Origin of the sequence: Paenibacillus puerhi, from assembly GCF_009846885.1 — a bacterium.
Lineage (GTDB): Bacteria > Bacillota > Bacilli > Paenibacillales > NBRC-103111 > Paenibacillus_G > Paenibacillus_G puerhi.
Genome location: NZ_WUWM01000025.1, coordinates 62,009 through 82,980 on the forward strand (window position 1 = coordinate 62,009; position 20,972 = coordinate 82,980).

The window sequence follows — 20,972 nt, forward strand, 5'->3', positions numbered from 1 at the left end:
ACTCACATATATTGATTAGAAGCGCTCATGGATGGTTTGGTGCTCCAGCGGCAAACGATCCGTCGCTCTTGCCGGCTTGGCGGCCTTGCCGACCGGGATCATCACGACAGGCACATAACGTTCAGGGATCGCGAACTCCTTAATCAAAGCCTGGGAGTTGTAGCCGCCCATCGGCACCGTATCATAGCCCTTGGCCTTGGCTGCCAGCATCAGCTGCTGCGCGGCGAAGGAGGCGTTGCGAATCGCCTCGTCGCGAGCCAGGCTCGGATTGCCCGCGTAGGCGCTATCCACCTGCTTCTTCATCATCTCGCGGATTTCGGGGGCAGCCTTCTCGTAGACCTGCTCCGTAACCTTGTTCGCTTCCAAGTCCCCTAGCACCACGATTACAGCAGCCGCGTCAACGACCTGCTGCTGGCCGTAGGCGATAGGCAGGAGCCGCTCTTTATTGGCTTGCTCCCGGATGACTAAATAACGCCAATGCTGTAAATTCCAGGATGATGGCGCGCAAGAGGCAAGCTCGAGCAGCTCATTCAGCTCCTGATCGGACAGGACAGTACCCGCGACATATTGTCTGACGGAATGACGGGATTGCAAAAATTGCTCTGCCGTAAATACGGCTTCCACTTGTTGGCTCAACAGGATCCACTCCTTGTGTATCTATTTGGGATTTAGCCATATCATACCAGAATGTACTTACTTTTGTAAAGTTAATAATTATTAAATAGGGTTGTTCGTATTACACATGAGGCAAATATAAAGTGAAAGAGCTTCCTTGCCCTTCCCGGCTATCCAGCGACAGATGGCCGCCCAGCAGCTTGGCCAGCTCCACGCTGATCGATAGCCCTAGCCCCATCCCGCCGTATTTGCGGTTAATCGAGCTATCCGCCTGCCGGAAAGCCTCGAAGATCAGCCGCTGCTTCTCTTCCGCGATGCCGATACCGGTATCTCGGACCGAGAAAGCGATCCATCGTCCGTCAGTCGCCGGACGATCTTCATCCGCCAAGCGGATGTCGATGACAACCGAGCCTTCATTCGTAAATTTAACGGCGTTGGATACGAGATTTCGCATAATCTGATGCACCCGCACTCCGTCGGTCCGAAGCAAATCAGGCAGGTTAGAGGCCATCCTCGTTTCCAGAACAACTCCCTTCCGCGCCGCTTCCTCCTGATACTGATACAGTAAAATATGCGGAATCTCCGCGATACTGGTTTCCTCCAGCTCAATATCTAGGTTCCCCGCCTCCACCTTCGACAAATCAAGAATATCATTGATCTGCCTGAGCAGGTCTTCGCCCGAAGACCGGATAATGGCCAGGTATTCCAGCTCCTCGTCGGTCCATCTTCCCTCGTGCTGATCGGCCAACAGCTGAGATAGCAGGATGACGCTATTCAGCGGGGTCTTCAGCTCATGAGACATATTGGCCATAAAGTCGGATTTGTAGCGGGAAGCCAAGATCAGCTGCCTGGCCTTCTCCTCCAGGTCCGCCTTGGCAGCCTGCAGCTCGTTTTTCTGCGCGAGAAGCTGGCTGTGGGACAGCGTGAGCTGCTCCGTCCTTACTTTCTCCATGTAAAAATCATGCAGCATGAAAGCAAAGAAATAGCTGAGCACAACCCCCAAGGGAAACGTAAAGGGGAAGATCGACACGATATAAGTATGTGCAGGAAGTACGCCGAACATCGCAAGATTCATGGAACTAAGCAGGTTCACCACCAGAATGCTGAACCCCAGCTTCCATCGGAACGACCGTCTGCATTCTTGAAACCGGATGTTTAACTCCATGCACACCAAACCGAGCACCGTCACGTTGAAGCAGCCCACTAGAGCGGCATCGCTGTATCCAAACGTAAACCGGCTTAGGGCGATCCCAATTCCGACCACCGTCAGCCAGCCCGGATGGCGGAATACGAAAATTCCCATGATGAGCGGAAGCAATCTCATATCGAAGATGATATTCTCGCTCAATCGCAGCCCGAACAGCATCGTCAGCCAGCCTGCGAAAATAAATAGCAGAGCCAAGGCAGCCGACCGCCCCCGCTCTGGTATAACCCGAAATACGCCAAACCGTAAAAATACATATTTGGTGACCAGATTTAACAAAAATGCAAGGCTGATCAGCAGGCTGATATTGAGAAAAAAGGTTTGGTAAAATTGCATCTGTATCCCCCGGTCCGGTATTTGGCGCGCCTCTTTGTATGGAAGTCAGGCAACTGCAGAAACGACAGCTTAGTGCCTCTGCAAATCATAAGCCCAGCTTTTGAAAAAGCGCTTACAATCGCCGACCTTTTGCTGTAGAATAAACATATCCTATTGGATAAGGAGTGATAGCATGTTCATGCGCACGTCCGAATTTTATGAGAATTTGCCTGCCAAATGCTGTACCAGCTGCAAGGAGCCCTTAGAGGAGCTCGCCGATTGCTACAGCCCCACCTGTCCCAAATGCCGCGGCGTCACCTTCTATCCGCTCAGTCCAGTCAACGTCACAAGTTCCGACACTCCCGAACCTTAACCGACAGGCAGTCCGAAACACAAGCGAACGCCCCGGAAAGGGGCGTTTGCTTGTGTTTCGGACTACATCTACCATGCTTCCCGGACGGAATCCCTCAACGCGACAGCCGGTCTGACAGCCAGACCCACTTCCTGACCGGCGGGCAGCTCCAGCATGGCAGCCCACGCCAGATGAACCGGCCGCTGCCGCCTGAAGCTGTCCGCTCTAAGACGCATAGCAGCCAGCCTGTCCTTGGCGGCTGCCAGCTCCATCAGTTGATCCAGCAGCTCCCGCTTCTTCGAGGCGCGTACGGCGACCCCCGCTTCCTCGAGCATGCCCGCGTTCTCTTCTTCCTGCCCCGGTATCGGCTTATACAGAAGCATGGGGAGCCTGGCAGCGATAGCCTCGGAAGTTGTCAGGCCTCCGGGCTTCGTCAGCAGGAGGTCGGCTGCTCCCATCCATCGGTGAATATCATCCACAAACCCAAGTATTCGCACATGCGGAGTCGGCCTACTCGCCAGTTCCTTCTCCAGCAGTCGTTTGGCCTTCCCGTTGCTTCCGCACAGGAATACGAGCTGCATCCGCTCCCGAACAAGGGGGGATCGGATCAAGGATCGCGTCTCTTCCGTCATCAGTCCCCATCCTCCACCCATGACGAGGACCACCTGTCGGTCCGGGGCCAGACCCAGCTCTGCCCGTAATAATGTCCGATCTACCGGAGCGAAGAAGCTTGTCCGCACCGGGATGCCGGTTACGCAGACACGGGCCCTTGCGATGCCCCGGCGCTCCAGGGCCCGGGCAATCTCTTCCGATCCGACCAAGAACAAGTCGGTATGCGGTTGGACCCACAGCGCATGATCCGCATAATCGGTAATGACCGTGACAAGCGGAACGGAGCAGCGCCCCTCCTCCTTAAGCAAGGAAATCGCCGCGGCGGCGAGCGGAAAGGTACAAATGATCAGATCGGGCTGCTTGATCCTAAGCAGCTCCAGAAGCTTGGCGCGGCCGAGTCTCAGAAAGGATCGAGCCGCTCCCGACAGCCCGGCGCTATCCCGCGACCTGCGGTACAAATACCCGTAGAGTGACGGAAGCCTCTCGACCCCTTTCAGAAAGCCATATTTAATAACAGGATGCAGAAGGGCGTAAACCTCCTGCATGTAATCGACGACCTCGGCCTGTACCGGCGGTTCCCCGGGAGCGCCGCAAACCTCCGCCAGTGCCCGCGCCGCCTGACGGTGGCCGTCTCCCAGATCGCCGGTCAGAATCAAAGCGCGAACCTGGGGCGGCCGTTCTATGGGAATAGACATCGTTACGCCTCCTGCATCGTCCGTTTCTCGATCTTGCTTTATCCTCATTCATTACCCAATCTTTGAACTTCGAAACAGGCCGTTCGGTATGCTTCTTGTTTGCCTGTCCTACATCAGCTGTCTGTTAACAATACCATATTTAACCATTTGGGACCATCATTTATTCCTACACGCTCAGAGGTCGGTTCCCCCTTCCGCTTCAGCGTATCATAGTATTTCTTTCCCATAGTATGATAGACTGAGGGGTAAGCTTCGCCTGAATTCACCTTGAAAGGAAGAACGAACCTGATGAGAGAGTTATCCTGGGGCAAATCATTCGCCGGCCTCGTTATTTTGACACTGGTTAGCGTGATCGCCTACAGCGTGCTTGCCCACCAGAATAGTAAGACGTACTATGATTTTTTGCTATGGAATTTATTCCTGGCCTGGATTCCTTATATCCTGTCATCAGCGGCCCTGCTGCTCTACAATCGGCTTTATCGGTTTCCTGTCATCCTGCTTACGCTGCTCGCTGCGGTGTGGATTCTTTTTTTGCCGAACGCACCCTATATCATAACCGATCTTATCCATCTGACCATTCTCAAAGATAATTATTCGGCTGAGGGATGGTACACCTTCTTTTATTGGTTCGATTTCCTCATCATCCTTCTGATCGCCTGGAACGGACTGCTGCTGGGGTTCGTCTCTATGTACCACTGGCATTTCATTCTGCGCGAGCGCCTGGGCTCCCTGCTGTCCTGGTTCTTTGTCGCTGCGGTATCACTGTTATCCGCCTACGGCATCTTGCTCGGCAGAGAATACCGGCTGAACAGCTGGGATGTGCTGGCAGACCCCGAGAAGCTTCGTCTTTCTCTACTGGATAGTCTGGAGGCGCAGGCACTGGCTTTCTGCGGACTGTTCGGTCTGCTGATCTTTGCCGTATATGCCATGATGTACCTGTTTCTTCATAGCACCGAACGCCCCCGCTCCATCTGGTAGCCTGACCGCTGCGGACGCGTTCCCCTTCAAGCCTTCTTAGCACCTGCAAGCGCTCAGGCTCGCCAAAAAGCTCTTGAGCCAATACGCGCGCGGACTCGGTAAGGGCCGGACGGCGTTCCCCAGGCTGCTGGGCCTGCAGCCGTCTGAACCAGGTTGTACCCTGCAGGCCCGCCCGCAAGTGCCTGTAAGTAGCCAAAGTCGGGAAACGTTGCTTCGTCCAGCAAAAACGCTCCCTGCGTAGCGAACGGCAGCCGGTGCTCATTCAGCTTGGATACAATATATTCCGCCGAGGTAACTCCTATCCCATGGCCAAAGTAGCCGCCCCCCGGCATGACGATGACATTCTCTCCCTGGTACTGCATCTCCCTGGGGTCGACCTGCGGATTTTTGAAATATTGCACATCGCCGGGGAATGCCTCTCCCTTGCCGGAAACCGTAATGAGCCTCAAGTCGGTATCATGATTCCATGAATACAGATACAGCCGCCCGAACGATCGGTCGAACGCTTCGCGGCCGATCATATCCTTAACGGCTTTATACAAAATAATAATGATGGCCGTCGCACACTCGAAGGCGTAATAGCGGCCGTTCACAAAGATATCCTCCACCGCCGCAGTCGGACTGACCCCCGGCCTCAGCTCGAAGCCGCCATTGGCTGTCCGCGACCAATATCGCTCATTGCATCGCGACAATTCGAAGACCTCGAATGCGGCGCCGCTGTATCCAAGCGCTCGCGCACTCTCGACGATGGCTGCGCGTGTCTGCAGCTCAAAGCGCAGCGCTTCGACCGTGGCATAATAAAAATGCGTCGGGCTATTCCTCTTCCTGACGTAGATGTCCCTCTCCACACCGGTGATGCCCGCCAGGATTGGCGGCGCCTCTGCGCCCTGTATATAGATCACTATGCAGCCCTCCTCCGCTAGAGGGGTGGGCTCGAACCCCCTCCCTACCATCCTATGCGGAGGAACCGGCAATCAGGCCAATTTCCTTCATCGAATTCTTACAGTCAGCCTCAAAACCAACCTGGTCTTCAGTCCATTTCGTAGATCGATCCGGACTTACTGGCGAATAGCTCCGTATATACCTTCTCGGCATAGGCATCCGTCATTCCCGAGATATAATCGGCGACCAGCCTAGGCCAAGACCAGCTGGCGAGATGATGTTCATAGTTTTCGACCCAGTCGGGTGGAAGAATTAGCCTGCCCTGCTCCGGTACGATAAAGCTTTCCCATAACCTGCGGATCATAATCTCGCTGCGCTTCTGCAGCCTTTGGACTCGAAAATCCTTAATCAGCGTGACCCAGGCAAGCTTCTTCAAAATTTCCATCGTCCGGTGCAGCTCCAGATCCTGCTGACCGTCGCGTACAAACGTAATTTTCTTCCAGCCCCGTACGGTGTCCTCGATCATACCCACCCTGCCTGCAAATGTGCTGACCCAGCGCGCCTTCATCTCCCTGCGGGTGCGGGACGCCTCCCCGTCGCAGGCAGCATAAATCTCCTCCCACTGCTCCAGATAGGCCGTCAGCACCTCCTTCACCATCGCGGGTATATCGACCTGATCCCACCCGACATCCGAGTTGCCGTGATCGTTCACAATCTCCTGCACCAGGTGCCCAACCAGCCGGCTGTCCTCAAAGAAAGTACGATTCATCTGAATCTTGCCAGCCCGGATACCGTCCTCGATATCATGGGTCGAATAAGCAATATCATCGCACAGATCCATCAATTGCGCTTCCATCGTGGAGCAGCCGGCGGGCATCTTCCAGCGGTCGCGGATCAAGCCTATGCCATCGGCCCACTCCATTCCATATACGCCCTTGAGGCGGCCCGGGTCGTCCAGGCAATACGGATATTTATTAATCGCTAGCAAGACGGCAGCCGTCAGGTCCAACCCGCTCCCGCTGCCAGCCCGCTTCTCCAGAAACATCAGAATACGGAAGTTTTGCGCGTTCCCTTCGTAGGCAAGTCCGTACTGCTCGGCGAGCAAATCATTCAACACCTCTTCGCCCTTGTGTCCGAAGGGAGGATGACCGAGATCATGGGCCAGCGCCGCGCACTCCACAACCGACTGATCCAGGACGAGCCCCGGATGCTCCTTGCGCTCCAGCAGCGGATACTGCTTGTTCATGCGCCGCGCCGTCTCCCTCGCAATCTGGGATACCTCGATGGAGTGGGTTAATCGGGTGCGGTAATAGTCGCCCGTCCCCGCTCCGAACACCTGGGACTTACCTTGCAGCCGCCTGAAGGCAGGCGATTGGATCAGTCTTGCGTAGTCCCGCTCATATTCATCCCGTTCCTCGCTGAAAGTGCCGTGAGCCGGTTCGTCCAGCCGGAATTTGCGCAAGTCCATTGTCTTTCCTCCTCGGAATGCCCCTCGGCCCGATCCGATGAGCCTTTTGGTTCAAAAGTAATCCGCCCATGCATGTTTGACCGAATCGATTTTGTTGCAAATTGTACCATACTTGCGGCTAAGAGAGAAAGTCACTTCCCTTCTACGGAAAAAAGAAGAAGGGAGACTTCGTCGTACTTCCCGACAAAAAGCCTGACGGCGATACTGGGATCGCCGTCAGGCTCTGCTTCAACGAAAAAGCTGTTCGTATAAACACGCCGCTTACTGGACCGGCTCCTCCAGCCCATGCCCCGCTTCCGCGGCTATCGCCGATTGTTGATCGGCGAGCAGCAGATTGTTGAAATATTGGGCGACATACTGCTGCCCGAACATCTCATCATACTGCAGCTCCCGGTATACCTCCACATCGTCCTGTACGTACGGAGGCATCTCGCTGTGCAGCTGCCCATCCGAGGTTACGACCAGATTGCGCAGGAGGCCCGGCGTTTTCCCCGCCAGCTCCAGCTGGTAAGCCCATGCTGGCGGCAGTTCCATCCCGAGGCGGTTCAGGATATACGGCCCCAGGAACGAATTGCTGATCGTCGGCACCGTCTCCTTCGGCAGATGGAAATTCGACCAGGTGACGAATGGAACGCTCTGCATGCCCTTCAGCTCTTCCAGCGACCATTGCTCCGACCGGCCGGATGAAATAAATCCTGCTTGCGCGTACACATCGTAATCATACCCCAGCATAGGCAGATGATCTCCGTAAAATACAATCATCGTAGGCTCATCCGAGCGCTGGAAATGGTCGATTAGCATCTGCAAGCTCTTATCCGCATCCCTTATCCCTTGAGCATACGTTGCCAGTGTGTCGCGAGCCGCATCCGTCTGCATCCCCTTCACTTTGATATCCTGCTCGCCGTAGCGGCGGTCATCGTAAGGTCCGTGATTTTGCATCGTGACGGCATAGATAAAGGTCGGGTTCTCATTGTTCTCGACCTCGTTGATAATCCGGCGCGACACTTCATCATCGGAGATGAAGGCGCCCCGGTATTCCGGGTTCTCGAAGTCATCTTTGCTGATGAACTGGTCAAAGCCCATATGACGGTAGACCGACTCCCGGTTCCAGAACCAGCCCTCGTAGGAGTGAATCGCCGTACTGGTATAGCCCTGCTCCTTGAAGTAAGAGGCCAGGCTCGGCAAGGATTTCGAAATATATTGCTGATAAGGAACCGATCCCGCCGGCAGAAAGCTCATCGACTGTCCGGAGAGCACCTCGAATTCAACGTTGCTCGTTCCGCCGCCGAATTGCGGGGACAGCAGATAGCCGCTGGTGTTTTCCTTCTGCAAGCGTCGCACCGTCGGGAGCGGGTCCTGGTTGAACGTGACGCCCGGCAGCAGCGTCGGATCCCAGAACGCCTCATTCATAATAAAAATAACATTCGGCTGCTTCGCGCCGATGCCCGATCCGCTGCCCGTGCTGGCCGTTACCGCCTTGGTCTGGCTATGGGCGAACGTTTCATGGAGGCTTTCGGCCAGCCCCTTCATAGACGTCTCGGTATAGCCGGGAGGACGCTTTACGATCGTGTTTTTCACGTTCATCGTAAAGGCCACGGCCAGGCCGTTCTCGGCATAGTTCTCCGACTGATTCCACACGATCTCGCTGGCGCCTGCCTTATACACGAGCGTATCGGTCCATGCCGCGCGGATACCGAAGCCATACAAGGCGGCCATACAAAGCACGCTCACGACAAGCCGGGTCGAAATCCGCAATCTTGACCGCGGAAGCTTCCTGCCCAGCACAAACAGCAGGGCAGCGAACAACGCCGCCAGGCCAAGCCGAAGCAGCGCCTCACGGCTCGTCACAAGCGGCAGGATATTCATACTTTCCTTATTCAGAAAAATATCCCATGGAAAAAATGGCTCGCCGATCAGTTTTCTCTTGAAATAGCTGATCAAAGCGACCAGCGACAGCAGCGCCGCACTCAGTGCCGCGGCTCCCGAAAAAGCGCCGCAAACCGCATACAGCAATAAAAAAACGAGCATGGCAAGCAGCCCGTTCAACGCGAATAACTGAGGATGTAACGAAATCCACGTCCACGTTTCAGACAGGGATCCCCGATGAAGCATCTCCGCACCAGCCGCCAGAAGCAGCGGAAGAACTAGGATCGCCATGCATAGGGCGATGGTGTGAACCGCCCGGGTATGAGCAGGTCGGACTTGAACGGCCCGATCTTTGCTTGCAGTCGTACGCACCCTGGTCACTCTCCTATCGGCCCGCTATGGGAGGCGGACTAATGATTGATTCTTTATTAACCTTGTTAAGACATTGTAAACGTCAAATATTAAGAAAACATGAAAATAACCTGAAAGCTAAAAATTGGTTCCTTCGACCCACTTATAGTCGACTTAAATCGACAAAGTCCGTCGAGTTTCCAGCCATACATTGACGTCCTCCGTCATTATTCACCGGATTCCGTGCCAGTTATACCCCACTAAAAAACCGTCCGACAAGGAACCTCCCCTCCCCCTGTTAGATAATGTCTAACAAGGAGAGTGCAGTTCACAATCATCGGACGGTTTCCTGCCCGCCTAGGCGCCCCGTGATCCGTAGAAGCTGCCGATAATCCGGCGAAAGGCCGGATAGGCTTGCTTGCCAGCTTCCCTTATGCTACGTTCGAATGAAAGAAATCCGCTTTAGCTTCGAGTCCCAAGGAGGAGATTTTTGACATGTCTACGGAGTCTTATTCCAGTCTGATCGGCGTCGTGGTCGAAAAGCTTATGAAGACGCACAAAGAGCTGCAGTTCAACTATGAAGGCCTGAATGCCTTACTCAGCGGGCACACCGAGGAGGAGCGCGGCAGCGTGCCCGAGCTGATCACGATCGCCGAGCTCCGAGACGGTTATCTGGAGCTGCTTCAATCGCTGGAAAGACGATTCCCCGGAGTCAAATAAACGACGCTTCCCGAGAAGCGTTCGATCAGCCAGCGGTCATGCGTCACGATCAGGACCGGCCCCGGAAACGCATGAACCGCCTGCTCCACCCTCTCGGCCAGTTCCAGGCTCAAGTGATTCGTCGGCTCATCCAGCAGCAGCATATCGGGACGCTCGGCTATTAGCCGGGCCAGCAGCAGCTTGCGGAGCTGCCCCGGGCTCAGCTCCTCAGCCCGGCGGTCGAGCTCTGCCGGGCGGAACAGCCCTGTATCCAGCAGCTCACGGGCATGCTCCTCCCGGTAGCCGATGCGCCTGTCCCGGTACAGCTCCAGCACCGTTTTATCCGAATCCCCCGATGCGAGCGCCGGCTCCTGCTCCCAATACCCGATACGGACTCCGGCGGATATTTCTATGTTCCCCTGTGACGGCTTCAGCTCGCCGGTCAACAATCGCAGCAGCGTCGTTTTGCCCGCGCCGTTCGGCCCCGCGATCAGCATCCGCTGCGCTCCTTCAAGACTAAAGGTCAGCCTCTCCAGCAGAGGACTGCCGTCCTCCTTCGCATACGACAGTCCCGTTACCCGGATCGAAGGGACGTGCTCATCGCCCTCCCGCTCCAGCCTGATCCGGAAGCATAGGGGGTCGGGAGGCTTCGGTACGGCATGGCGGCCGATCCGTTCCAGCCGCTGCTCCGCATTGCGGATATTTTGCGAGATGCGCCGCTGCACCCGTTCTCCGAAAAATGTCCGTGCGAATTTGTCGCGATCCGTCGGCGGCCGATTATGCGATACCCGATAAGCCGTTTCCTTGACCTTGTGGCGCAGCTCCCGAATTTCTTGCTGTTCCCGCTCGTAGTCCTCCTGCCACCGAAGCCTTTCCTGCTGCTTCTGCTGGCGGTACGCATCATAGTTGCCCGCGTAGTGGCCGCAGCTTCCCGCAGCTTCGTCCAGCTCGAGAATGCCGGTTGCCGTCCGGTTGATGAATAGCCGGTCGTGAGAAGCAAACAGTACCGCTCCCCGGTAACCGGATAAATACCGCTCCAGCCATCGAACCGCTTGCTCATCGAGATGATTGGTCGGCTCATCCAGCAGCAAGGCATCCGGAGCCGCGGCCAGCAAAGCGGCGATAGCCAGACGGCGCTTCTCTCCTCCGGACAACGTATCGAGCCGGCGTTCCCGAGAGAGCTGGCCCAGACCCAAACCCTCCATAACGACGGATGTCCGGTATTCGGCCTCATACCCGCCCAAGGACTCGAAGCGCTCGGCCGCCAGACCGTAGGCGCGCAGCGCGTCCTCCGCCTGCTCCGCTTCCCCGCGTCTGTCTTTCATGGCTTCGGCCAGCCGCTCCATCTCCGCCTGAAGCTGGCGGATCTCGCCAAGCGCCGCTTCCAGATATCCGCCTACCGTTTGGCCCCCGCGGGCCTCCATCGTCTGCGGCAAATAGCCGATACGCATAGGCTGGAAGGACCGCACCTCGCCCTCATCAGGCTCCTCCAGCCCGGCTCCCAGCTTGAGCAGGGTCGATTTGCCCGCTCCATTTTCCCCGACGAGCGCCGTACGCTCGCCCTTGCTCAAGCGAAAAGAAACCTTATCCAGTACCGTGCGGTCTCCGTATATTTTCATAACGTCATCAAATACTAAAATCTGCATAAATCCGCCTCCTTGTTTTCCGGGATCTGCTGGACAAATACGCCAAAAAACCGTGAATGCAGCGCACCCACGGCTAAACAAACCCATACGGAAAACAAGCAAGCAGTTCCGATGAGGCGGTTCACTCCGTTGCGACGCGGGTACTTTCCGGTATCGGACGATCGTCAGCCATACAGCTTGCTGCATCGTTCGAATACGGCGTCAACGACAGACAGATGCCTATCGTCACGCCCGCTTGTCACGGGTTCATCCCGGGCAAGCGCGTGTCTGCATATCCAACTCCGGTTTTCGGAAGTTATCTAGGCAAACGAAAGTGTCCACATCGGCAAGAAATACCACCTTTCCAAGCTGGAGGCCTTTCGGTCTCCGGATGTATAGAGTATACGCAGCGGGAGAGAGGAGCAGCAAGCGAAAAACCGATTATAATGAAACTTTCCGATTACGGCGCCCCTGTCCGGCCCCGTCCCCCAGGCAGCAGCAGTCCGAGCAGCGACGCCGCTCCCCGGAGCCTCGGCTTGCGTCGATGGGCCTGAACATAGGCATAATCAACAAGCCTCACCCCGGCGTCGCTCAGCGCATAGGCGAAGTCGTCGTCAAGCATCAGACGATACTCCCATACGCGTTTCTCCCAGGAAGGAATCAGCCTGCGCATCTCGGCATCATCCGCGGCCGGATGAATATACGTCTCCACCACGCCTTCGGGAAGCTCGTAGAGCTTGCGGATGAGCATCTGCTTGAAGCCGTCATAGGTTTCGCCCGGCTCCACCTGGTACGGATGCGTCAGGAGGTAGTCAGGCAGCGGAACGCCCAGCGCGTCGGCAAGCGCGACAACCTTGCGAAGCGCTTCCCGCGCCCCGGGGATGGAAGCCAGAAACCGGTCCCGGGGATCGATGCAGCGGAAGAGCCGGAAGGGCAAGCCCCAGCGAGAGCAGCGCCAGAGGATATCCGGGAGATAGCTTCTCCCGGTGGCCAGGCCATACAGGCTTCCCATGTGATTATCGACATGCGAGATATGAAGACCGGCCCGACGTACGGCTTCATACTGGAGCTGCAGCTCCTGCCGGACGTCCCGGGGAGCCGCATGCCGTTCGAAGGCCTCGACGGTTTTATGCAAGTACCCGCTGCCGTCCTGCAGAGACGCAGCGCCGCTCAGGCTTCCCCATCGGAAGCCCTCGAATTCGCTGGTCAGCGTCATATGCAGGCCGACCCGGCGCTCTCCGGTTCTGCGGCACCAGGCGGCCGCTTCCCCGAACGCCGGAGCAGGCGGCATGATTGTAGCGGAGGATACCCGGTTCTCTTCCAGCAGATGGATGATAGCAACGTTTGCCGCCTGGCTTTGACCGAAGTCGTCGCAGTTCAGAATTAGGTGTTTGGCCGGAGTCTTGGTCCTGATGGTAGTCATGGCAAGGGTCCCCCTCCTTGTGCGTGATTGGGCTGCGCAGGACCGCTCATGCCGCCGCCTTTTTTCATGATGGTGAGCGAGAGCAGGAAGGACAGGGTCAGCAGGCATAAGGGCACTACGCTGATCAGGTAGCGGAAGGTGCTGGCCGGATCGGGACCTGGGTTATCTCCGCTGACGTACCCGAATATCATCCCAACGATCCAGAAGGCAAGCGCTGAGATCAGGCCGCTCGAGCGTGTGATAAACCCGCCGACCGCCGTGTACACGCCTTCTCTCCTTTGCCCCGTACGCTCATAATCGCGATCGATAATCCGGCTGCTGAGTACCGGAGGCGTTACGAGAAAGCCGGCCAGCCCGAACCCGACCAGAATGCCCGCCGCGATGCCTCCGGCCAAGCTGCTGCCATACCAAAGCGGAATGACCGAGAGCCCATACGCCGCCAGCGACAACCGCCAGCCGCGTACGTCCCCCAGCTTCTTCACAATCCAGTACCACACCGTGACAAGCGGGATGACTGACACGAATACGGAGGCGAGGAGGATCGACACCTGCGATTCCGGAATTTGCAGCACATACCTCGCATAGAACGGGATCATCGAGCTGATCAGCCCATTCACGGTTTGCGCGAACGAGTTCGCGATATGGAAGATCCAGAACTCCCGGTTCTGCAGAGTGGCGCGAAACGCCTCCCGCAGGCGCAGCGGCGGATCCTGTCCGATCTCCTCGTTCTCTCGCACCGATCCCATGCACAGCAGCATAAAAACAGCGAAAATAACCGCATAAACCAGCGACATGTAACCGAACCCCATCCAGGCAAATAATAGAGGGGTGACCGCCGATCCGATCAGAATGGCGGCAATCTGGAACCCCTGCTGGATGGCCGAAGCCCTCGCCCGCACCCTTTCCCCGCGGAACAGCTCCGGAAACAACGCCCCGTAGTTGACCCAGATGACCGTGGCAACCCCCTCGAAGAGTAGGAGCGCTACAAGAAACCAGAGAAACAGCTGGTTCTCCGATAGCCCCTGCGGCACCGCGAAGATCAGGCAGAAGGTGAGCATGAAGCATGGAATAGCCGACCAAATCCAGGGCTTCCGCCTTCCGAAACGCGTTCTTGTCCGGTCTGACCAATAGCCGACGAGAGGCTGATTGGCCGCGTCCCAGATCAGATACACCGTTCGCGCCAGCGTAGCCAGTCCGACGCCGAGACCGAGCTTCTCCACATAATAGTAGCTGTAAAAGGCACTGAAGGCTTGGCTGGGGATCATCATGGCAAACATGCCGAACGCAAAGAAGATCGGGGAGTTCACATACTTTTGGCGCATCAGGGTTCCTCCGCCCGCTAGGGAATATGATTACGCTTTAGCCATGGGGTTTATTGTTGTCCAACTCAAATTCGCACAAAGCCGTCTGCCTCATCTGATGTTGTATATGTATTCAGCGCTTATGCCAACATTCCTGCTGAAGAAGCTCTTCCTGATCAGGCAGATTTTGCGTCCCGTTTGGACTTACCGCGACTCGCAGACTGCGACATACCGGCTGAAGGAGCCCTTCCTGATCACACACCCATCCGCTATCCGCAGACCGGCTCTGTCCGCTTGCCCGCCGATCGGCTCCATCGCGATCACGACGATCCGCGGGGCCAGGCGTCGGGCGCTTTGCAGCAGTGCCAGCTGCTCGTCGTCGGACAGCCCGGAGCACAGGTTATAGGGCAGATCCAGGATCGCCACGTCATAGCTGCCTTCTTGGGCATGGATATCTCGAATACGGACAAGATCCGGATAGCCAAAGTGGCGGAGATTTTCCCTTGCTCCCATAACGGCCAGTGGATTCTTATCAAAACCGGCGATATCGATGCCCATCGACAGCGCTTCGATAAGTACGGTGCCGATGCCGCAGCACGGATCGACGGCCCTTACTCCCTCCGGCCTAGGGACGGCAATATTGACGATGGCCCGGGCAACCCGGGTGCTGAGGGCCGTCGAATACGGCCGTGGCTTGTCCTTGTGCCTAAGCCATACGGCTTCCTGTTCCTCGATCTCTCCGAACACCCAGCGGTCCGGCAGCTTCGCCAAGCCGAAACGAAGAGCAGGCGTCCGCATCTCGGCGCGTCCGCGCACACGGGCTCCCACCAGCCGCTCCAGTTCGCGCCGGCGATCGTAGTCTTCCGTTCCGTCTGCGGGTATGAATATAACCTTGAAGGTAGCTCCCGATAATTCCATCTCTTCGGCCTGGCTGGCGATGTCTTCTGCAGTCTGCCCTTCATACCGTATATGAAGGCGCTGCTTCATAAACGGACTGCGGCTTGGGTCCAGTCTCAATCCGCTCTCGATCCAAGCCGCCGTCTTCATGCTTCCGCCTCCGAACCAAGCGCGCTGCTCCAGCCCGCACAAGTCCGCTTCGTCCTCATGAAAGGCGTAAGTGTATACATAGTTCGCTTCGTCTGCCATGCGGTTTCCCACGCTTTCCGGCAGCCTCTGGGGCTGCCTTTCTATTAAATTCACAAGCTTTTCCAGGAGCCGTCCGCCGGGTGACAGAATCTCGCCCCATCGCTTATAATGGACTTTATTCTCTACCCATCCTGATCGGGCAAGGAGCTGGATCCGCTATGACAACCCAACGCTTCCCGTTCGCCGCAGCCGCGGCCGGTCTGCTGCTCTGGGCGGGCCTCGTGCTCGGGCTCGGCAGCCACGACCTGTCCATCTCCAGAGCGGCAGCCAACCCGGCTTCACCCTGGGCCAGGTGGTTCGAAGTCTACGGCGAGCATCCTGCCATCCTCCTGGTCTGGATCAGCGGACAGTTATTATTCAGCTCGGCCCGCCTGCTTAGCTGCCGCCTGCGCCTGCTGCAGCAAGTACCGGCCGCCCTGGTCCAGCTCGCTGCCGGTCTTGCGCTGGTCCATATGACAACGGCACGCGCGCTTCATCAAGAGCTGACTGCCTCCGGGTGGGCTCTTGCGGCGCTGCTTCTGCTAGCAGCGGCGATCATCGTCCAGCTGCTGCTGCGAAGGGTATCCGCCAACCGCCTTGCAAGGTTCAACCAAGCCGCATGGCTTACCCTGCTCCTCGTCGGAGGAGAGCTTGCGCTCGTCCACTCGCTCAAGTGGATATGGGGCCGGGTCCGCTTCCGGGACTTGCTTCCCGGCTACACCGACTATACCCCCTGGCACATGCCGATGGGGCCGACGGGTAATCGTTCCTTTCCTTCCTCGCACGCGGCCAACAGCTGGACCCTGGTGCTGCTACCGGTCTATGCCTCGGCAGCCTTGGCGAGGCCTGCGGTGATCCGTACAGCCTGGGCAGCGGCTCTGCTTTGGGCTTCGGCAACCTCTTACAGCCGTTTGGTAGCAGGCGCGCACTATGCCTCCGACCTGCTGTTCGGCACCGGCATCACCCTCGCTCTGTTCCTTGCGCTGCGCCATCTTTTGTCCGAGCGCCCGGGAGTAGTCCCCCCACGGCTTGCGATACGACAAGAAAAGGACCTTCGCTCCTGAGTTCAGAGCGGAAGGTCCCCGTGCTTTGTGCTTATCATCGTGAGGCCATCCCGTCCCGTCCGCTCCGTCCTGAAGACGCCCGGCCTGCCTCTCAGGCGTTTGCCCCCGGCTTCTACAGCATGGCCGACTCCTCGGCCGATAGCTCGTTCATCGGAAGCCTCACCGTCATTTTCGTTCCTACTCCAAGGCGGCTGATGACCTCGATCTGACCCTGGTGGTGCTCCACCAGCTGCTTCACCATGAACAGACCGATCCCTTGGCCGCCCTTCTGGTCATTGGTCTTTTCGTATTTCTGGAAGAGCCTCTGGAGCTGGCTTTCGTTCATGCCGACACCGAAGTCCTCGGTCTCCAGCACGAGCTGACCTTCCTCGCAGTACGCCTTGAAATAAACAGGCCGCCCTTCCTCGCTATATTTGATCGCATTGCTGATGATGTTAGAGACGATTAACTTGAACCCGGTCGCGTTGCTTAGCAGCCGTTCGTCGCCCCCCAGCTGGATGCTCGGATGGAACTGGATATTCTGGGTTCGGGCCTTCACGTCCATAATCTCCATCACTTCCAGAAGCAAGGCCTTAGGGACCGTCAGCTTGCGCCGCCACAGCGCATCGGTCGACAGCATCTGCTCGGTACTAATGATATGGGAGATTTCATTATCGATCAGCACGACATAGTCACAGATAGCCTTCAGCTTGTCCTTGTCCTCCGGGTCCTTAACCTTATTCATCAGAAGCGTCGAGTACGCCTTGATAACCGTAAGCGGATTGCGAACCTCATGAGACACCACATGGGCGAAATCAAGCTTCTGCTTGTACAGGTCCATCTGCGATTCCAGATCCTGCTGTGCGGAAAGCACCGGAGAATCAGCTTCCTCGCGGGCCTTATGCGGGTACAGACTGGATAGGACAAGCACATCGTCGGTCATCAAATAAGGGTGTGTTTGCAGCGCTTTCAGCTGTAAGGCGGCAGTCACGGCATGGGCATCGTAAGCGCACACGGATAAAAATCTCCGTTCATCAAGTACGGCGCCGCATTCCGCCCTGCATGAGCATGACCCGTCCGGCCTCTCGTCATGCGGATTCCGGCTTAACCGGCCCCATACGCGAATACCGGTATCATGCTCCTCGGCCGGCTCCATGAGTCCAAGAATAGGGGACAGCAGAGCCTGGAGATTAACCTCCTCGTCGTTCTCCTGGAAGTCCGCCCGGTTCATATAGTGCACGCGATCACGCCACGGTCCCTCATCCATCTCCATGAGAAGCTTCCGCTCTACAGCCCCGTTGATCTCTGGTGTATCGATGATGATGACGGGCTGACCCAGCTCCATTCCCGACCTAATGAAAGAAACAGCATTGTCGATATACTTATCATAATCGCTAAAAAAATACAAAATATGAGAACCGCTTGGGACTTGAATCTTGTTGGTTAAAGGGATGCTGGTTTGCGGGGCCATTCTTGTTCCTCCGATATGTTCGTTTCCTTCGGCTGTTCCGAGACGAACGAGAAGCTTGCAGCGGATCTCATGATTCGACATCAGCGCGACTAGGATGATCATCAACACCGTAAGGCTTTACTTTTATTATATCTCTCCAGATTGAAAAGACAACGGAATATCCCGATATTCCTTGCTGAAAATCAGCGAAAACATACGAAAAGCCACGAATGGCGCAAAACATCCGATCATTCTCTATCTTGACTTTTACCATTTAGCACCGTATAGTACTAATCATGAAAACAAAACGCTCAAATCGAGACCGGATTCTGGATATTGCCTCCGAGATGTTTTTGACCAATGGATTTTTTATCACCTCTATGGATGACCTGGTGACGGCCAGCGGGGTAGCCAAGACGAATATCTATTATCACTTCAAAAGCAAGGAGGAATTGCTGGGTGCTATCGTCGATCGCATGATCGCCCACTATCAGTCACTGGCTTCGCACATTGCAATACTGGAGGACCTGTCAGTCCCGGCTAAGCTGGAGAGGCTGCTGCACGCCCTTTTTGAACAAAATGCAGTCAAGAGCAGTCTTGGCGGCTGTCCGTTCCTTACCCTATATATGCAAACAGCCGGGGACTGGCCAGAAGGCAGAGCCCGTATCGGGCAGTTCTTCCAAGACCAGAGGGCACTTGTGGAACGGCTGCTTAAGGAAGGGACAGCAAGGGGAGACATCCATCCCGCCCTCCCGCCGGAACAACTGGCCTCTGTTATCGTTGCTTCGGTAGAGGGAGCTTTGTTCCTGTCACATGCGACGGAAGACGACCGGATTAAGTCACATCTGCTCGACTCCCTCCGTTTGCTTGTGCAACCCTCCGTAACGAAGTCCCCCGCCTCGACTTCTTCTACTCCTCAACCGGGCAGCGTTCCGGCAGGAGGGGAGTGAAGGAATGCGCAAGCTCTAAACTTTAGCGATAAGCTGAAGTTTTCTTTTTGACCCTATTAGCACCAAACAGTACTAATACAGAACAGGAGAGTGCAGCTATGTCTGACATGTCCCCAATAACTTCTATATTTCTGACCGGAGGTACCGGATTTATCGGCAGGCGCATCGTTGACGCGCTTGCAGGCCCGGGACGGCAGCTAAGAGTGCTGGTACGGACGCAGGCGGGCTACGAAGCCATGATCCGCCGCATCAGCGCCGCACAAGCTTATGGCATCGAGCCCGTGATCGGCGATTTAAGCGCGCCGAGGCTCGGCATGAGCGATCGCGATTACAAACGGATAAGCGATACGACGGATATCATCGTGCATGCCGGAGGCCCCATGAACATTATGCTGGGTGAGAGGGAAGCAGCCCGCGTCTTTCTGCAAGCGGCCGAGGAGCTCTTGAAGCTCGCTCAGGCGACTCATCAATCGCATGGCTTGCGCCATCTGATTCATCTGGTTGGCTTCAAAAGCCCGATCAACCAGCTTCATGCTCTCGAGCCTCAGCCGCCCCACCAGCCACCGGGCCAACCGCCTTATGAGCGCACCAAATTTCTGGCCGACTGGCATCTCCGCCGAGGCGCTGAGCTGATCGGATTCCCGTTATCCGTCGTCCATCCGGGTGTCGTCATCGGCGATTCCGACACCGGCAGCACCGAGCAGACCGCCGGGCTTGGGCTGCTCGTGGATGCCGTGCGCAAGGGGCGCATGCCGCTCGTCCCCGGCGGAACTAAACACTGGCTCCCGCTCGTTCATGCCGACCAGGTAGCCGCGGCCATTCATGCGCTGGTTCAGCAGGAACAGCCGCGCAGCGATACCTATTACCTGCTGGACAGCTTAAGCCGACGCTCTATGCGCAGTCTGGTCACGGATATTGCTCATACGCTGCGCGTGCCTGACGCCTTCGGAAGCGTGCCCCTCGGACTGGTCCGCCTCTTGATGCATAGTCCGGCGGGAGGCATGCTCGGGATCCCCAAGGAATCTCTCGTTTTCATCGTGAAGGATGATTATAAGGCGGATTCGCTGTACCGGCTGCAGCAGGAGCATAATCTTGAACCTCTCTCTATCAGGCACTTCCCCCATGTGGTTGCAGACCTCGAATTCAGACTGAATCATGGCGCCCGCTCGGATATCGACAGCGGCTTCACCCGCCGTAAGCGGGGGCCGCTTGCTACGCTGGAGCGCGACGGCGAAGGCGCTCCCGTCGTCTTCCTCCACGGCCTGCTGGGCAGCGCCGATACGTGGCTTCCTGTAGCGGAGCTTCTGCCCGAAGCGGTCCGCGGGCGTCCGCTGTGGCTCGCCGATCTGCCCGGCTTCGGCCGATCGCCCTTCCATTCCGGGCAGCCGGCGGCTCCCGCCCGCTTCCTCGAAGGCTACGTGGATGCCGTCGTTGCCGCGATACGGACAGCCCGCGTACCCGTCGCGCTGGTCGGACATTCGTTCGGCGCCCTTATCGCGCTGCGCGTGCGCGACACGGCGCCTGAGCTTGTGTCGTCGGCCTTGCTGCTGCAGCCGGCGCTTTCTCCAGCCCCGGCAAGCTACCGCCTTCCGCGCCGATTCATGCGGCTCGCGCTGCGCACGATGACGGCCAGCCGTCTGAGACGCCTGCTGCAGGCCGACGGAAGCTTTCCTCCCGGGGAACCCGCGCCGGAAAGCTTTATGGCCCATGCGCTGGCTGAGCTCGCTTCGGCCCGGGTCCGCATCACCATGACCGATGCGATGAGCTATCTCAGCTCCAGGAAGACAACGACCGATATAGAGCCAGTCGGCCCTCCCGTATCGATATTATGGGGAAGCAAGGATCGCGCCTACCGGCTGCCCGATTATATTACCACCTCCAGGGACGCCGCATCCTGCTCCGGTTCTGCCGCGGTCCAGTACGTGGACTGTGGTCATTATTTCCCTGTATCCCATCCGGGGACGGCTGCCCAGTGGATCGGAGAGCGGCTGCGATAGACGCCTATCTAAGCCCGTTGC

General features: G+C 57.0%; 17 protein-coding genes. 6 read left to right on the forward strand and 11 right to left on the reverse strand.

Features of this window, described 5'->3' with window-relative positions; translation table 11 throughout:
- Nucleotides 1-15: 15 nt before the first annotated feature.
- Both GSF01_RS20935 and GSF01_RS20940 read right to left on the reverse strand, forming a co-directional pair.
- The gene (locus GSF01_RS20935; RefSeq protein ID WP_235941647.1) at nucleotides 16-636 is read right to left on the reverse strand and encodes a nitroreductase family protein; all 621 of its coding nucleotides are present in this window, start codon (nucleotides 634-636) and stop codon (nucleotides 16-18) included.
- Between the two features lie 100 nt (nucleotides 637-736).
- Nucleotides 737-2,155 (reverse strand): sensor histidine kinase, encoded by a 1,419-nt coding sequence (locus GSF01_RS20940; protein ID WP_159887252.1) that lies wholly within the window; start codon nucleotides 2,153-2,155, stop codon nucleotides 737-739.
- Nucleotides 2,156-2,333: 178 nt separating this feature from the next.
- On the opposite strand from GSF01_RS20940, the gene yhfH reads away from it, so the two are divergent.
- Entirely contained in the window at nucleotides 2,334-2,507 is a 174-nt protein-coding gene (gene yhfH / locus GSF01_RS20945; RefSeq protein WP_235941655.1) for a protein YhfH, read from the forward strand.
- 68 nt (nucleotides 2,508-2,575) lie between these two features.
- Here the strand turns inward: yhfH and GSF01_RS20950 are convergent, their stop codons facing one another.
- Complete coding sequence (locus GSF01_RS20950; protein ID WP_159887254.1) at nucleotides 2,576-3,793, reverse strand: MGDG synthase family glycosyltransferase; 1,218 nt, start codon at nucleotides 3,791-3,793, stop codon at nucleotides 2,576-2,578.
- A gap of 288 nt (nucleotides 3,794-4,081) precedes the next feature.
- On the opposite strand from GSF01_RS20950, the gene GSF01_RS20955 reads away from it, so the two are divergent.
- A complete protein-coding gene (locus GSF01_RS20955) occupies nucleotides 4,082-4,771 on the forward strand; it encodes a DUF1361 domain-containing protein (RefSeq protein WP_159887255.1) in 690 nt (229 codons plus the stop codon).
- A gap of 53 nt (nucleotides 4,772-4,824) precedes the next feature.
- Here GSF01_RS20955 and GSF01_RS20960 read toward each other — a convergent pair whose 3' ends face one another.
- The 3 genes from GSF01_RS20960 to GSF01_RS20970 form a co-directional block, all read right to left on the reverse strand.
- The gene (locus tag GSF01_RS20960) at nucleotides 4,825-5,673 is read right to left on the reverse strand and encodes a protein-glutamine gamma-glutamyltransferase (RefSeq protein ID WP_201305452.1); all 849 of its coding nucleotides are present in this window, start codon (nucleotides 5,671-5,673) and stop codon (nucleotides 4,825-4,827) included.
- A 128-nt stretch (nucleotides 5,674-5,801) separates the two neighbouring features.
- Nucleotides 5,802-7,121: a deoxyguanosinetriphosphate triphosphohydrolase family protein gene (locus GSF01_RS20965; protein ID WP_159887256.1), complete on the reverse strand. Its 1,320-nt coding sequence runs from the start codon at nucleotides 7,119-7,121 to the stop codon at nucleotides 5,802-5,804.
- 261 nt (nucleotides 7,122-7,382) lie between these two features.
- A complete protein-coding gene (locus tag GSF01_RS20970; RefSeq protein WP_235941649.1) occupies nucleotides 7,383-9,359 on the reverse strand; it encodes an LTA synthase family protein in 1,977 nt (658 codons plus the stop codon).
- Between the two features lie 474 nt (nucleotides 9,360-9,833).
- Here GSF01_RS20970 and GSF01_RS20975 point away from each other — a divergent pair, with 474 nt between their 5' ends.
- Nucleotides 9,834-10,058 (forward strand): hypothetical protein, encoded by a 225-nt coding sequence (locus tag GSF01_RS20975; protein ID WP_159887257.1) that lies wholly within the window; start codon nucleotides 9,834-9,836, stop codon nucleotides 10,056-10,058.
- Here the strand turns inward: GSF01_RS20975 and abc-f are convergent.
- From abc-f to GSF01_RS20995, 4 genes are all read right to left on the reverse strand, one after another.
- Entirely contained in the window at nucleotides 10,022-11,683 is a 1,662-nt protein-coding gene (gene abc-f / locus GSF01_RS20980) for a ribosomal protection-like ABC-F family protein (protein ID WP_159887258.1), read from the reverse strand. The genes GSF01_RS20975 and abc-f overlap by 37 nt on opposite strands.
- Nucleotides 11,684-12,122: 439 nt before the next feature.
- A complete protein-coding gene (locus GSF01_RS20985; RefSeq protein WP_159887259.1) occupies nucleotides 12,123-13,085 on the reverse strand; it encodes a polysaccharide deacetylase family protein in 963 nt (320 codons plus the stop codon).
- On the reverse strand, nucleotides 13,082-14,407 hold the full coding sequence (locus GSF01_RS20990; RefSeq protein WP_159887260.1) for an MFS transporter: 1,326 nt from the start codon (nucleotides 14,405-14,407) through the stop codon (nucleotides 13,082-13,084). Before GSF01_RS20990 ends, GSF01_RS20985 begins: the two co-directional genes overlap by 4 nt.
- A 183-nt stretch (nucleotides 14,408-14,590) precedes the next feature.
- On the reverse strand, nucleotides 14,591-15,544 hold the full coding sequence (locus tag GSF01_RS20995) for a TRM11 family SAM-dependent methyltransferase (RefSeq protein ID WP_235941651.1): 954 nt from the start codon (nucleotides 15,542-15,544) through the stop codon (nucleotides 14,591-14,593).
- Between the two features lie 146 nt (nucleotides 15,545-15,690).
- Here GSF01_RS20995 and GSF01_RS21000 point away from each other — a divergent pair, with 146 nt between their 5' ends.
- Complete coding sequence (locus GSF01_RS21000) at nucleotides 15,691-16,575, forward strand: phosphatase PAP2 family protein (RefSeq protein ID WP_159887261.1); 885 nt, start codon at nucleotides 15,691-15,693, stop codon at nucleotides 16,573-16,575.
- A 112-nt stretch (nucleotides 16,576-16,687) separates the two neighbouring features.
- Here GSF01_RS21000 and GSF01_RS21005 read toward each other — a convergent pair whose 3' ends face one another.
- Entirely contained in the window at nucleotides 16,688-18,127 is a 1,440-nt protein-coding gene (locus GSF01_RS21005) for an ATP-binding protein (RefSeq protein WP_235941656.1), read from the reverse strand.
- A gap of 173 nt (nucleotides 18,128-18,300) precedes the next feature.
- Between GSF01_RS21005 and GSF01_RS21010 the strand changes: the two genes are divergently transcribed.
- Both GSF01_RS21010 and GSF01_RS21015 read left to right on the forward strand, forming a co-directional pair.
- Nucleotides 18,301-18,954: a TetR/AcrR family transcriptional regulator gene (locus tag GSF01_RS21010; protein WP_159887263.1), complete on the forward strand. Its 654-nt coding sequence runs from the start codon at nucleotides 18,301-18,303 to the stop codon at nucleotides 18,952-18,954.
- 98 nt (nucleotides 18,955-19,052) lie between these two features.
- Nucleotides 19,053-20,951 (forward strand): alpha/beta fold hydrolase, encoded by a 1,899-nt coding sequence (locus GSF01_RS21015; RefSeq protein ID WP_159887264.1) that lies wholly within the window; start codon nucleotides 19,053-19,055, stop codon nucleotides 20,949-20,951.
- Nucleotides 20,952-20,972: the final 21 nt, after the last annotated feature.